Source organism: bacterium (assembly GCA_035419245.1).
GTDB lineage: Bacteria > Zhuqueibacterota > Zhuqueibacteria > Residuimicrobiales > Residuimicrobiaceae > JAKPUX01.
Genome location: DAOLSP010000030.1, coordinates 1 through 13613 on the forward strand (window position 1 = coordinate 1; position 13613 = coordinate 13613).

Annotated in this window: 13 protein-coding genes; 1 reads left to right on the plus strand and 12 read right to left on the minus strand. The window is 60.3% G+C overall.

Annotation, left to right across the window (positions count from 1 at the left end; translation table 11 throughout):
- A partial coding sequence (locus PLH32_17520) for a hypothetical protein (protein HQJ66408.1) occupies window positions 1–589 on the minus strand: 589 nt, incomplete at its 3' end.
- A 235-nt stretch (window positions 590–824) separates the two neighbouring features.
- Between PLH32_17520 and PLH32_17525 the strand changes: the two genes are divergently transcribed.
- Window positions 825–1856, plus strand: a complete 1032-nt coding sequence (locus PLH32_17525; GenBank protein ID HQJ66409.1) for a TIGR00730 family Rossman fold protein — start codon at window positions 825–827, stop codon at window positions 1854–1856.
- A gap of 211 nt (window positions 1857–2067) precedes the next feature.
- On the opposite strand, the gene PLH32_17530 is transcribed toward PLH32_17525, so the two are convergent.
- From PLH32_17530 to PLH32_17580, 11 genes are all read right to left on the minus strand, one after another.
- Complete coding sequence (locus tag PLH32_17530) at window positions 2068–2901, minus strand: nitroreductase family protein (protein HQJ66410.1); 834 nt, start codon at window positions 2899–2901, stop codon at window positions 2068–2070.
- Window positions 2902–3006: 105 nt separating this feature from the next.
- The gene (locus PLH32_17535) at window positions 3007–3312 is read right to left on the minus strand and encodes a helix-turn-helix domain-containing protein (protein HQJ66411.1); all 306 of its coding nucleotides are present in this window, start codon (window positions 3310–3312) and stop codon (window positions 3007–3009) included.
- Between the two features lie 149 nt (window positions 3313–3461).
- Entirely contained in the window at window positions 3462–4664 is a 1203-nt protein-coding gene (locus PLH32_17540; protein HQJ66412.1) for an NADH:flavin oxidoreductase, read from the minus strand.
- 427 nt (window positions 4665–5091) lie between these two features.
- On the minus strand, window positions 5092–5910 hold the full coding sequence (locus tag PLH32_17545; GenBank protein HQJ66413.1) for a HesA/MoeB/ThiF family protein: 819 nt from the start codon (window positions 5908–5910) through the stop codon (window positions 5092–5094).
- Window positions 5907–6140, minus strand: coding sequence for a MoaD/ThiS family protein (locus PLH32_17550; GenBank protein HQJ66414.1), 234 nt, complete (start codon window positions 6138–6140; stop codon window positions 5907–5909). Before PLH32_17550 ends, PLH32_17545 begins: the two co-directional genes overlap by 4 nt.
- A 115-nt stretch (window positions 6141–6255) precedes the next feature.
- Entirely contained in the window at window positions 6256–7992 is a 1737-nt protein-coding gene (locus PLH32_17555) for an aldehyde ferredoxin oxidoreductase C-terminal domain-containing protein (protein ID HQJ66415.1), read from the minus strand.
- A 45-nt stretch (window positions 7993–8037) separates the two neighbouring features.
- A complete protein-coding gene (locus PLH32_17560; protein HQJ66416.1) occupies window positions 8038–8856 on the minus strand; it encodes a hypothetical protein in 819 nt (272 codons plus the stop codon).
- Window positions 8857–8901: 45 nt separating this feature from the next.
- Window positions 8902–9513, minus strand: coding sequence for a hypothetical protein (locus PLH32_17565; GenBank protein HQJ66417.1), 612 nt, complete (start codon window positions 9511–9513; stop codon window positions 8902–8904).
- Between the two features lie 65 nt (window positions 9514–9578).
- Entirely contained in the window at window positions 9579–9995 is a 417-nt protein-coding gene (locus PLH32_17570; protein ID HQJ66418.1) for an SRPBCC family protein, read from the minus strand.
- Between the two features lie 47 nt (window positions 9996–10042).
- Entirely contained in the window at window positions 10043–10999 is a 957-nt protein-coding gene (locus tag PLH32_17575) for a hypothetical protein (GenBank protein ID HQJ66419.1), read from the minus strand.
- A gap of 36 nt (window positions 11000–11035) precedes the next feature.
- Complete coding sequence (locus PLH32_17580; protein ID HQJ66420.1) at window positions 11036–13411, minus strand: pyruvate formate lyase family protein; 2376 nt, start codon at window positions 13409–13411, stop codon at window positions 11036–11038.
- Window positions 13412–13613 lie beyond the last annotated feature (202 nt).

Genomic DNA, 13613 nt, shown 5'->3' on the forward strand with positions numbered 1-13613 from the left:
ACGGATCGGACTGGGGCTTGATGTCCCACTTGGCGGTATCGAAGTAGATGCCGTACACCGCGACCTTGCCGGTGGCCCTGATGCTGTTGGCCAAGCTATTGGCGTCGGCCACCACGTCCTGGCGCATGCGCGCCTTCTCCACGACATGGAGGTTGTACTGGCCGTTGGATTTGCCCTCCACATGCGCCCAGACCTCGGCGTCGTCGCTGACGATCTTCAGGGTGACGTACTGACTGCCGCCGTCCTCGTACTCCACGATCTTCTTGCCGCCGATGGCCGCGGCCGCGTTGGTATAGTTGCGCACGATCTGCAAGGCGCTGGGCTGCTTGGCGCCATCGTTGATATCGTAGACGATCCAGACATAGCGCCCCTCCACCGCCTGGGTCTTGGTGGCCGTGACCGGCATTTCATAGCGGGCGAACTCCTTTTCCTCATAGCGGGAGATGTGGAAACCCGGCATGCGGTTAAAAAGGCTCGGGTCCTTGCTCCCGGCCGTGTCATTGGGGTCGCTGGCGGCAAAGAGCGTCCCGCTCACCATGAGCTGCATGCCTACCATGAATATACCGAAAACCAGTACTGACCTTTTCATTTGTTCTCCTCCTCTGTTGTCGTATATCCGGCCGGCATCTGATAGTTCGCCGTCGGCACGGCCAGGTTTTCTTGGTTATAGGGACACCCTATATCAAAGCCGTCAAGCATGAAAGGAGGAAATATCGTATCGTTCCCGTATGACTACGCGGTATTGACTTATGGCCACGGAAGTTGCTATTTTCATAGGCATACGCTTCCTGGATAGGCCACCGATGATAAAACGGAGTGAAGCCATGAAGATGTATTTCGACAAAGATAACGGCCTGATCGACGAGATCATCCGGCATTTGATGGAGACGGCCGGAGAGATCCGGCGGCCCCAGTACGTCCGCGAAATGATCATCGCCGCGCTCAAAGCCGGACAGGAAGACGACCGCAGCGCGGATCTCAAGCTCATGAACACCACGCTCAAGGAGATGCGCTTTACCTCCAAGGTCTTCGGCCCCTACCAGCACGTGCGCAAGGTCACGGTCTTCGGCTCGGCACGCACCCAGCCGGGCGATCCGCTCTACCAGATGGCCGTGCGCTTCGGGAAGATGCTCGCCGAGAACGGCTACATGGTCATCACCGGCGGGGGCGACGGTATCATGCGGGCCGCCAACGAAGGCGCCGGACCCGGACACTCCTTCGGCGTGAACATCCGCCTGCCCTTCGAGGAAAGGCCGAATGCCGTGATCGAGGGCAATCCGCGCTCCATCACGTACAAGTATTTCTTCAACCGCAAGGTGGCCTTCCTCAAGGAGGCCGACGCAGTGGCGCTCTTTCCGGGCGGGTTCGGCACGCTGGACGAGGCCATGGAGACGCTCACCTTGCTGCAAACCGGGAAACGCAACCCCATGCCCTTGGTGCTCGTGGAAGATCCTGCATGCTCCTATTGGTCCCATATCATCGCGCTCTTCGAGCAAGAGCTCCTGGGTCACGGCTATATCAGCCCCACCGACTTAGCGCTCTTCGAACGGGTCTGTTCCGTGGATGAAGCCGTGGCCAAGATCCAGCATTTCTACCACCGCTATCACAGCCTCCGGTTTGTACGGAGCCAACTCGTCATCCGGCTTACTGCAGAGCTGAACGCCGACGAGATCGCCGGGCTCACGGATCAATTCCAGGACATCCTCACGCCCGGTGGCGGCATCGCCCCATCCGGGGCGCTGGAGGCCGAACGGGATGATGCGGACCTCGTCCATCTGCCGCGCCTGGTGGTGGATTACAACCGCCGCGATTTCGGCCGGCTCAGGGCGCTCATCGATGCGATCAATGATCTGTAAGCCTATGCCGGGCGAAATACCATCGCTTCACACAGGGAAGCACCGAGCGATGATGGTTCCCTGGCAGGCAGAGATACTAGGGTTACCAGGGGGACGTTGGTGAATTATTTACTTTCCAGGCACTATGTTCATTTTCAGCAACGTCCCGTCCATAACCTGCGTGGCCGTCCGGCGTGCTCCCATAGCGCGGCGAGCCAAGGGCCATGCGGGTTTATCCGAGCCAGCTGAACCTATACTCCCCCAGCGGGTGGCTGCCGCGGATCTGGTCGACATGCCAGGCCCCGGTTTCTCTGGACGGCACCGTGAGATCGAAATGGCACATGGCGATGCCCATGTCCACGCGCTGCATATCCGCCTTGTTCGGCATGCGAATCAAAAAGGTAGAATTTCTCTTCATAAAGAAATGAAAGGTATGGCCTTGCTTGAGGATGCGCCAGGGCTGCTTATTGGCGGCCGAGGGAGCCAGGCGCACCATTTCCAGGGCCTCGGCATATTCCCCGGCTTCCGTTCGCGATAAGGGGCCACGGTCGGCAAAGAAGAGCTCTTCCCAGGGTTTGCGCTTGGCCGCCCCGACACTCCAGCGGGCAATACTGTCGAATGTGCGCATGTCGCCCTGATGTCCGACCGGCGAAATGGCGGCGATCATTTCATTGTCGCGGAGCGTAATGTGCCGGGCGAACCCGCTTTGACTGAACGTGCCGCCCAGCCAGCATGTCCCCAGGCCCAAATCCGTGGCCATCAGGACATTTTTCTGCATGAGATAACCGTAGTCTTCCAGCGCATACGGGCCGCGCTCCACGGCCCCGACCATAAACCCGGCCGGGTTGCGGATGAATCCATACGTGGAAAGGTTGTTGACGGCTTCACGGTCCTGGTCTGTGGCGGTAATGAGGGAAAAGCGCACCTGGGTGCCGAATGGCCCCGTGGTGTTGGCGGCCAGAAAGGCTTGCAAACGCTGCTCAAGGTCGGCGCCGAGCGGGGCTCCGTTGTAGGTCCGTATGGACCAGCGCTGTCTGATAAGGTCGGTTACGGGTTTGGAAAACATGTATTCCTCCTGGATGGGTGTTGGTATGCTTACTATTATATTTCGATAATTATCGAACTGTCAACTTGTAAATTGCAGCGCCTTGCGTTCCGCCCCGCTGAAACCCTATTCCGTGCCGCCGGAAAGCGAAAGCACGGCCGACACCGAGGCCAGGGTCTGCTGGTTGATCTTGGCTACCAGGAATTTGCCCTTGCGTTCGGTGACGATGAGATCGGCATTGGCCAGTTCCTTGAGATGGTGGGATATGGTCGGCGCGCCGATACTCATGCAGCCGATGATGTCCGAAATCAGGCACCCCTCTTGGCCGGCCTCGTATTGGATCTCGTGCTTTTTCTTGATCTCGAGATAGAGTTCCAGCCGGTTGGGGTGCGAAAGCGCTTTCATGATCTTAGCCAGATTTTTGATATCCATAGCCTGCCTGCCGTATTGGAGTACGCCTTTTGATTCGATGGCTGTCGAATTATGCTAGTACCCATATCGGGCGCGAAGGTCAAGCATCTTGTTCCTGCGGCCCCACGCAATGTTTTTAGAAGTGCTAAGCCCATTATTCCTTTCTGTCTCTAGCGCAGGAACAGCTGCCAGGTCAGGGGCGCGGCGGTATGGACGATCTTCTGCAAGGGCTTGCTCTGGTTCAAGATGCAATGCAATGATCCGTATTTGATGCTGAGCAGGCAGGCATTGCAGGAGATGCAGCGGGCATTGGAAGAGCCGCTGCCCTCCAGCCAGCGCCGCGGCAGGTCGGGTTCATTGACCAGCGGCCGGGCCAGCGCGATAAAGGCCGCCGCGCCGCCACTGACGATCTGCTCCAGCCGCTCGATATTGCGGTTGCCGCCCACCAGGATGACTGGGATGTTCAGATTCAGGTCCTCGACATATTTCAGAAAGTAGGACTGCTTCTCGGGCTTGACGATATTGGTGCGGGCCTCCGGTATGGGCACGGACACGAATCCGAGTTCGCGCTCGGGACGCACCAGGCAGTCCCACATGCCGCCGCTGACTTCGATGGCATCCACGCCCGTGGCCGCGATAAGGCTGGCCATTTCCGGGAAGCTCTCCCGGTTGGTCCCGCCCACTACATGGTCTTCGCAGTTGATCTTGATCAGGATGGGGAAATCGCCCACCAAGGCGCGGGCCTGGGCCACGATCTCGGCGATGATACGCACCCGGTTGGCGGCTGTTCCGCCGTACTCATCGTCGCGGCGGTTGGTGTAGGGCGAGAGAAAGCTGCTCAAGAGCCAGCCATGCCCGGCATGCAGCTGAACCCCGTCGAAGCCGGCCTGCTGCACCCGGACGATGGCCTGCGCAAAGGCCTCCACGATGGATCGTATCTCTTCCACGCTCAAGCGACGGGCCTGCTTGCGGGTGACCGGGCTGGCCACCACGGAGGGCGCGACCGCTTCCGCCCAGGTATTCTCATGTGTCACCTGCCGGCCGGCATGGTTGAGCTGGGCAATGACCTTGCAACCATCACCAGACTGGTGCACCGTAGCGGCGATCTGGCTGATTTCCGGGATGAAACGGTCATCATAGACACAGGCCTGTTTGGGCATGCCCTTGCCGGCCAGGGCCACGGCCATCTGCCCGGTGATGATCGTCCCTACCCCGCCCTGGGTCAGGGCCTGATACAGGTCGAGCATCTTCTGGGTGATGCGGCCGTCCTTGGTCATGGCCGCCTCATACGTGGCCGCTCGCACGAGACGGTTCTTGAGCTTCAGCCGACCGATTACACCTTCGGAAAAGACCGCGTATCTCTGCCGAGCCATTGCCGCCACCCCCGCATGGAGAATCTATGATCCAACCCGCAACACACAGCGCGCGATAAAGACATCACCCGTTTGCATACCCATCGTGCTAGAGAAATCAGGGCCTTGCAGCCCCGCACGGGCCGTGTCCTTTGGGGATAGCAGTCTTACTCAGGCCTGTCAACGGCGTTGCTCGGGCCGCGGCACGGACGCATCGCGCCGCCTCCGGGATTGATCGTGCGGCCCCATGGGGACAATGGAAAGTCAAAGGATCAACCTGACTCCGGTCAGAGTCCGATGCAGAAAGAAGAACATAGGGGACACTTTTTGACTCAGGCTATCCCTGGCCTTCGCCCTAAAGGGCACACGTAAAGTTTGTCCAATTCGGCTATCCTGCCGAATTGTGGAAAAAAGTGTCCCCCAGCCCCCCCACAAAAACTTTTCATGGTCAGAAGGCTATCTCGGTAAATTCCATCTCTAAAAGATCGATGAACAGCACCTTGCTCCGCAATGAAGCCGGCCTACCCAACACGATCTTGCCAGCCTCGGCTACTTGCAGACCGGCTATAACGGCCACGGCACAGGCGAGATTCCCGATTTCTTGCTCCACCCCCCTATCGTTGTGGCAGTGGGCATAGAGTTTCTCCAAGGTTCCGTCGCCCGGGTATTCGGTGAGGACCTGGCCATACCAGCCGCCGACACTGCCGTGGACCAGGGGGATGCCGTGTATCCGGCAGGCCTGCGCGAGTTCAAGCCGGCCGGAGATGTTGTCCAGGGCGTCAACCGCGACCTGGGTCCTTTCCAACAGCTTGACCCCATTGTCCCTTCCCAGGGCCGCCTTGACCGCCGTAACCCTGATGGCAGGGTTGATCTGACGTACCCGCTGGGCGGCGCATGCCGCCTTGGACCGTCCCAGGCTATGACGGGTGGCGTAGAGCTGCCGGTTGAGGTTGTCCTCGCTGAAGCTGTCCGGGTCGATTATCTTGATCGTGCCCACCCCGAGGCGCGCCAGTTCCTCCACGATATAACCGCCCAGTCCGCCGCATCCGATTACGGCGACCGCCGCATCGTGGAGCCGGAGCTGGTCCGCAGTGGAAAGCGCGGCCATGTTGCGGGCATAGCGCCGGGGCATGATGCCGAGTTCCAGCGCCGCCCGGTGGGCCTCGCGCAGGCTCACGGCATGCCGCCCGGCCACGGCGCGCAGATCTTCCTCGGCGATCAGGCCGCCCCTGGACAACCCGGATATGGTTTTACCTATGGCATTCATCCGCCGCCCACGGGCGGGAAAAGGGCGCAGGTCTCGGCCTCGGCAAGCCTATGATCCAATTCCTTGTGCCGGCCGTTGATCATGATCAGCGACACCTCTTTTTCCGGGATGTCCAAGGACGCGATGAGCTCCGCGACCGTGGTCCCGGCCTCGAAGACCAGGTCCTGTATCTTGAACCGTCCAGCCTGCAGCGAGGCGAAGAGTTTAACCGTTACCTTGATCGGCGGCATAATCCCTGCTCATGCTTAGGAAGTGCGCACCCCAGGTGTCCATGCATGCGGCTATCGCGATAAACGTACATATCATTTCGTTGAGGAAAAAGGGGGGGAACCCCCCCCTTCCCGTTTACCAGTTCATCACCTTATCAAGATCCTCGTCCTTGACCTCGAAGACCACATTGTGCGGGGCCAGCCTTTCATGCTTGAAATAACGCGGCAGCCTGTCATGCTGGGCAGTGAAACCGGCCTTGGCGTTGAACTCCCTTTCCATGGAAAGGATCCGTTTGCCCAGCGCGGTCACATCATCCGCGGTAAGCGCCGTGCCGTAAAAGGCATTCAGCAGGTCGATCAGGGCCTGGAAGGTTTCCGGCTGATCGAGGATGGCAAAGGCGATAAAGAGGCACATGCCGGTGGCGTCGATGGCCGCAGTTGCGATCTGAAGATTGCGCGAGAGCTCGATCTGCCCTTGTGTACCGAGCGGATCGACGAACCCGCCCACCTTGAGGATGTTGGTGGCGATCGCGTATCCCGCCGTATGGTCGGCCCCCATCGGGCTCGTGGCGTAGGTGACCCCGATGCCCTGCACGGCGCGGGGATCATAGGCCGGCATGGCCTGACCCTTGACGACCGGTACCCGCTCAACGCCCAAGGCCTTGCCGGCCACCTCGGCGCCACTGCCCAGGATCCGGCCCAGCGGTGTTCCCGCGCCGACCTCTTTGACCAGCCTCACGGCGCCGGCCGCGTCTCCGAACGGGATGATCCCGGCCTCCATGGCCACGCCGATGGTCGCACCCATCTCAATGGTGTCGAGCCCGAAGTTATCATCGAGAAAATCGAGTTCGGCGATGACATCCGGGTCGCTGATGCCGCAGTTGCCGCCATGGGACCAGACGGTTTCGTACTCCGGCTGCTTCGATATGAACTTGCCGTTTTTATCGACATAGGTACCCGAGCACTGGATCACGCAACCGGTATGGCACCCCTGCGTGGCAATGCCCCCCCTCTGGATCTCGATCTCGGCGAAGGTCTCACCGCTGATCTTGGCCGCGTCTTCGAAGACGCCGGTCTTGAAGTTTCTGGTCGGGTATCCCCCCGCCTCGCACAGGATGTTGGTCAAGACATTGGTGCCGTACGCGGGCAGGGACTGCCCGGTAACGGGATGGGCCTTGAGCCCGGCCGCGAAGACCTTGTTGGCTTGCTTGAATTTTTCCGGGTCCTTGGGCTGACGGGTGCTTAAGTCCTTCATATCGATGACGATGGCCTTCACACCCTTGGCGCCCATGACCGCGCCCACGCCGCCGCGCCCGGCATGCCGGCTGGGACGAGTCTCCATGTCCGTGATGGCGATGGAGGCCGCGGCGAGCTTCATTTCCCCGGCCGGTCCAATAGAAATGCAGGCGATCTTCTCGCCGTAGGCGGCCTTCATCTTTTCGACGAGATCATAGTTCGGCAGCCCCTTCAAACTGTTATCCGGTTTGATGGTGATGCCGGCTTTGCTGACATGGATAACATAGCTCTCATCCGTGGACGGCTTGCCCTCCAGGATGAGCGCGGCATAACCGAGGCGCGAAAGCGCAATGGCCGCTTGCCCGCCCGAGTTGGCCTCCTTGATGCCGCCCGTCAGGGGGCTCTTGCATCCGATGGAGAGCCGGCCGGAGATCACTGCGATCGACCCGGAGAGCATCCCCGGCGCGATCACGAGTTTGTTCTCGGCACCGAGCGGGTGGCACAGCGGCGGCACCTCCCGCGAGATCACCGATGAAGTCATGGCCCTTCCGCCCAGACCGGCGTAATCGCCCAGCGGGTGTTCGGTTATCTTCGGCCCGCCGACGGCCCCCATATCAATTCTGATTAGCTTGTCCATATATAACCTCCAGTTCTTTTCTAGGTGACGTGGTTAATGCTTGGGTCAAAGCGGTGCGCCCCTGTTTATCTCCCTGGCCCCCTGCCCGGCCGCATCGCTAGACGCTTCCCGCATGACCTGGGCCGGGAAAAGGGCGAAGAGGGCCTGACCGCTGAAATAAAGGATCCAGTTGTAGGCGTAGAGATGAAATGCGGGCACGGGCGGATCGCCGGTAAGCCAGGTGGCGAAGAGGATCAGGTCGGAATACGGCAGCAGTATGGCGCCGATCAAGACCCCCAGGCTGAGCAGGCCTTGCCCGGAATAAAAGAAATTCCAGAGCGCCAAGGTCGGCAGTATGACATAGATGGTGGCATTGAACACAAACGACCCGTAGCAGAGCAGCGCCTGCGGCGCGACGTTCTGCTGGACCGACATAACCCAGCACCCGACGTTCAGGGCCAGTATCGGCAGGGCAATCAGGTAGCGCAGGCGATCGAACCGGGTCCCCGGCGTGCGGATACTACGGCAATGATGCCATAAGGTATAGCTGTAGATGACATACCCTATGCCGAATAACAACATCGCCCAGGTCAATTTCAGGGACACCGGCTCCACCCGGCTGAGGGCGGAATTGACATAATCGCCGATGCCGGTGGACAAGGCGCCCAGGCCCAGCCATAAGGCATAGCGGCGGGCTGCACTCCCTTGCTCACCCCGAAAGAACAAGAAAAGCTGCGAACCGACCACCGCGGCCATCAACACCAGATGAATTCCATGATAGAGATCGTCAGGAACGTGGTGAATACCGGCCATAAGCGTCACTTCGAGCGTAATGGAAACGGCCAGCAAGATGATCAGATTCCGGATATGAGTCTCAGCCCGCATGGTTCACTCCTCCCCTTTCGTATATCAAGCCCCCCGAACATTACCTCAGGGGCGATGCAATTGGAAAATGCTCGCCAGCGTCCCGCCTTTTTTGACGAATTCCCGTAGACCCTGCAGGTCCAGCATCAGGAACCCGGCGTGCAGATAGCAGGCAAAGAGCCACAAGGGGACATTGAAGATATCCGTATAACGGTAAGCGAAGTAGCCCAGCTGGGAGGTCGCCCCTTCCCAGAAGCAGCCGAATAACCCCATGAGCAGACCAGCCTGGATGGCCGTGGCGCGGTGTGCGCGCACGAAGGGGATGCGGATGACCCAGAGCGCCAGCACGACCCCGCAGTAGATCAGCGGATGCGTGTTGCCAAAAAGCCCTGAGCCGAAGTAGGCCAGGGTGCAGATGATTACGTTGACGGTCATGCCGGGCAGATTCGGGACAGCCGGCCAGGACTTGGCAAAGGGTAACGTGATCAGGAAAAAGCCGGTGGTGGCGCAGGCAAAAATGGGGAAGGTCCATACCGACTGGCCCTTGAAAATGACATCCAGCGGGCCCCAGTAATAGACCAGGATGTCGTTATTGATATGGAAGAACTTGTCACACAGGGTAAACCAGGCCGCGGCCGCAAGGATACCGGCGATTGTAAGGATATTATACGATTTCATGTAGCCTCCATTATCAAGGAAATATATTTCGTGGGTGAGATTCCCCTTGCTCGCGTGCCGCCATATCAGCCGATCTCTTTGAGCCCCGCGCGGATGCTGCGTTCCAGACCAATCTTGACCACCGTGGCGATGAGCGGCAACTTGCCCTCGAATTCGATCGTGTAGTGCAGGCGGCTGCCATCCGGTAGGGCCGAGAACCGCATGACCCCCTGGTGGTTCTTGAGCGGGCTGCCCTTGGTGATGCGGTATTCGATGCATTCGTTCACCCGATAGGCCGTGACCGTTTCTTCAAAAGGCGGCGCCATGAGAACGCGCAGGCTACGCACGGAACCGACGCCATTGCGCTCGGTATCGCCGCCACGCACACGGGTGATGCGAGCCGGCTTGAAGATGTTCGCCATATTTTCATGCTCGGCCAGATAGGCAAAGAGCCTTTCCACCGGCAAGTGGAAGTCCTGTATGATCTCGATACGACTCTTCATATCAACCTCCTGTGATTTTATCCTCGGGCTCAGCCATGGGTATCCCCTCAGAGGTTGTTCATGACGCTCAGGCGGGCGCTGAAATCATAGTGCTCCAGGTCCTTTTGCGCGAGCCTCTTGGCCGGGCATTTGTGCAGGCAGCGGCCGCAGAAGTCTCCGCAGATCAGGCCGAAGCAGTTCTCCAGCATGGCCTTTTCGTAGTAGTGCATCTCGGGGTCGGATTTGGCGGCGTAGAAGTTGATGAGTGAGCCCGGACCCTCCGGGATGGCCACGGTACTGCGGCCGCCCGCGCCCTTGACCATGCCGTGGATGGCGTAGGTGCAGCGGATATTATCGTGCTCAGCGTACTCGAACATGCGCCCGCCGATCTCCACGGTCTGCTTGGCCTCGGCGGCGATAGCCTGGGTGGGGCAGGTCTTGACGCACAGCGGGCCGCAGGCCTCCTTGCGGCACAGGCGCGGGCCCTCATACAGGGGCGTGGGTTCGAGCGCGGCCGAGGTCAGGATGGAATTGAAGCGCTGCATGGCGCCGAATTCAGGGCTCAGGGCCAGGCCGTTCCAGCCGAACTCGGCGATACCGGCCGCCACGGCGGCATGGCGGTGCGAGAACTCGGCCCGCATCTTGCCCTCGACCAGGGTTTCATCCATGTACTTGGTCATGCTGGTCAGCCAGGTGGGCAGGAAACACAGGCTCTTATAACCTTTATATTCGAGGAGCTTGGCCACGCGGTTGACGATGCGCGAGCTCTCCAGGTTGGTAAGCCCATAGCCGTAGAAGAGGTAGGGCGTGTTGGTCTTGGAACGCTCGTCAAAGTTGCCCCACACATCGGCCGCGCCCTGGTGGATGTGCAGGCCGATCGAGATGACCGAGCGGCATTCCGGCATGAAGTCGGTGGGTTTATGGCCTTCCGGGGCGTTAGCAAAGCGCTCCACCGGCGCGATGCCCACCAGATCGGCCCCCAGGTTCAGGAGCGTATCCACCAGTTTGCGCGTCAGTTCATCCATAGCAACCTCCTCAGATGATCATTCATAGCCGCTGGATTACACGGCATTGCAGGTGCGCGCGATCACCTCGTCCTGCAGGTCGGACGATAGATCGTTGAAATAGGCCGCATAGCCCGAGACCCGCACTAGGAGATAGGGGTACTGATCCGGGTGGGCCTTGGCTTTTTTGAGCAGGGCGGCGTCCATGACATTGAGCTGGGCCTGCATGCCGCCACGCTGGAAATAGACGCCCAGGAGCGTATCCAGCACGATAGACCCTTTGGCGCCCTTGAGGGCCTGGGCGTCGAGCTTCAGATTGAAATTGATGCCATTGGCGATCGGTGTGTAATCGATCTTGTTCATGGAGTTGATCAAGGCCGTGGGGCCTTTTTTATCCATGCCGTTCTGCGGGGCCATGCCCGAGGGGAACGGCGCGCCGGCCGGGCGTCCGCAGGGCAAGGCCCCGGTCAGACCCCCGAAATACATATGCGCGGTATTGGAATAGATACCCGGCAGATAGGGACCGCCACGTGTGTTCAGGCCCGAGGCCTTGAGGATGCGCGTATACTCGCGCACGACGAACGCGGTCCAGGCATCCGCCTGGGCGTCGTCGTTGCCGAACTTGGGTGCTGAGCGCATGCGTGCCACCCAGTACGGATCGGGTCTGCGCGAAGCAAGGAGCTGCCGCAGTTTGGCAAGCGTGAGCACGCCCTCCTGGAAGACCAGGTGCTCGATGGCGGCCAGGCCATCGCCGGCCGTGGTAACCCCCACGGCCTGCAGACCCGAGGAGTTGTAGCAGGCGCCTCCCTGCGTGGAGCAGCGGCCCTTTTCCAGGCAGCCCTCTATGAAGGCGCTCGTGAGCGGGGTGGGGTGAAAGCGCGCGTGCGCGCGCTCGATGCACTGAAGGTCGCGGATCATCCGGTCCGCCAGGTATTCCATCTGGGTGACGAAGGCCGCCTTCACGGCCTCCATCGTGGTCAGCTCTTCCACCGGCGCGGTTCTGGCACCGATGCGCCGGAGCCCACCAAAACGCCTGCCCTGGTTCAAGGCCAGTTCCATGGCCAGCGGGACATTGAGCATGGCCGCGTCCGTGGACCCCAGCGTCTTACCCGGCGCGGTGGGCTCCACGCAGCCGATGGCCACGTAATCGCGCGCGTCGGCCAGGTCATAGCCCACCGCGGTCATGGCGGGCACGATCACCTCGTCGTTAAAGAGCGCGGGTGAATTGCTGCCGCGGGAGAGAACCTCATAGATGCGCTGCTTGAACTCCGGGGGAGACCCGGCATGCAACCGGGCATGGAAATTGGGCTGGCGCATGCGCAGTTCGTCGGCGATGTCGATCAGCATGTAGCTCAGGTCATTGGTGGCGTCACCTCCGTCAGGGTGCTGGCCGCCGATGGTGACGACCTGCCAGCTGGGCATGCCGTCGAAGACCCGGTTCAGAGTATCCGAAAAGACCGGGATAGTCTCGCAGAGCTTGATGCTAAAGGCGGCCAGCAATTCCCGCGCCTCATCGGGCGTGATGCGCCCGTGGTCCAGGTCGCGCCGGTAGTAGGGATAGAGGAGCTGATCGAGGCGGCCCAGGCAGAGGGTCTCGCCAATGCTCTCCTGGAACATGGCGATATGCAGGAAGAAGATACTCTGCAGGGCCTCATGGAAGGTCGTGGCACCCTGGCGCGGGACCCGGCGGCAGACGCGGGCGACCACCTCAAGCTCGGCGCGGCGCTGGGGATCGCGCTCCTGATCGGCCAGGGCCTGGGCCTGCTGGGCGTATCGCTCGCCGAAAAGGGCCAGGGCCTCCAGGCTGGTCAATGTGGCCAGGTAGAAGGCATCTTTGGCCGGGTCCTGGTTCTGCTGACGCAATCCTTCCACCTCGGCCTTGATGGCATCCGTGCCACGCGCGATGAGCTTGGCATGGTCCGGAACCAGGTGCGCCAGGCCGCCCACCTCATTGATGAAGTACTCGCGCGCCACCAATTGCTCCAGGGAATAGCGGATACGGCGTAGCGGATTGGGAAAGGCCTTGGCGATGATGAAGCGGTTCACCCAGAAGGGCATGATCAGGGCGAGCTTGAGCTGCTCGCTACGGGAGATGCGTAAAGGGTTCGCCGCGCGCTTAGGGAATTTCAAGAGGTCCAGCATGACCACCAGCCCATGCGATTCGGGGTAGATGATCCCGCCCACCCGCTGCGAGGTATAATTTCCGACGATCAGTTCGTCCGGGTGGATGACCACGCTCTTGTTCAAAAGCACATGGCGCAGGGCCTCGGCCATCTGTACGGGCATGGGCTTGCGGCGGTTCTTGCGGCGCCTGAAATACTGCGTCCACAGCAGGGCGCGCTCCGTGCAGATGCCCCGGCTATACGTTTGCACCGCATCCTTTAGCCGCGCGATCCGATTCGTGCCTATTGCCGAACCTGGCGATGGTGGCATCGATATCCTCCTTTCGGGAGCCTGCCTGGCCGCGATTCCAATGCGATGCCCGGCATGACGCAATCCCGTCCCGTACATGACACCATATTGGTATTACCTATACAGGTGTTATTCTTCTTTGTCAACCTGTTTTGCGGTTATTATAGGCTATTAAGCGTAATTGGTATTACCATTGCCGCCCATGACAGGGCGGGGATCAAGG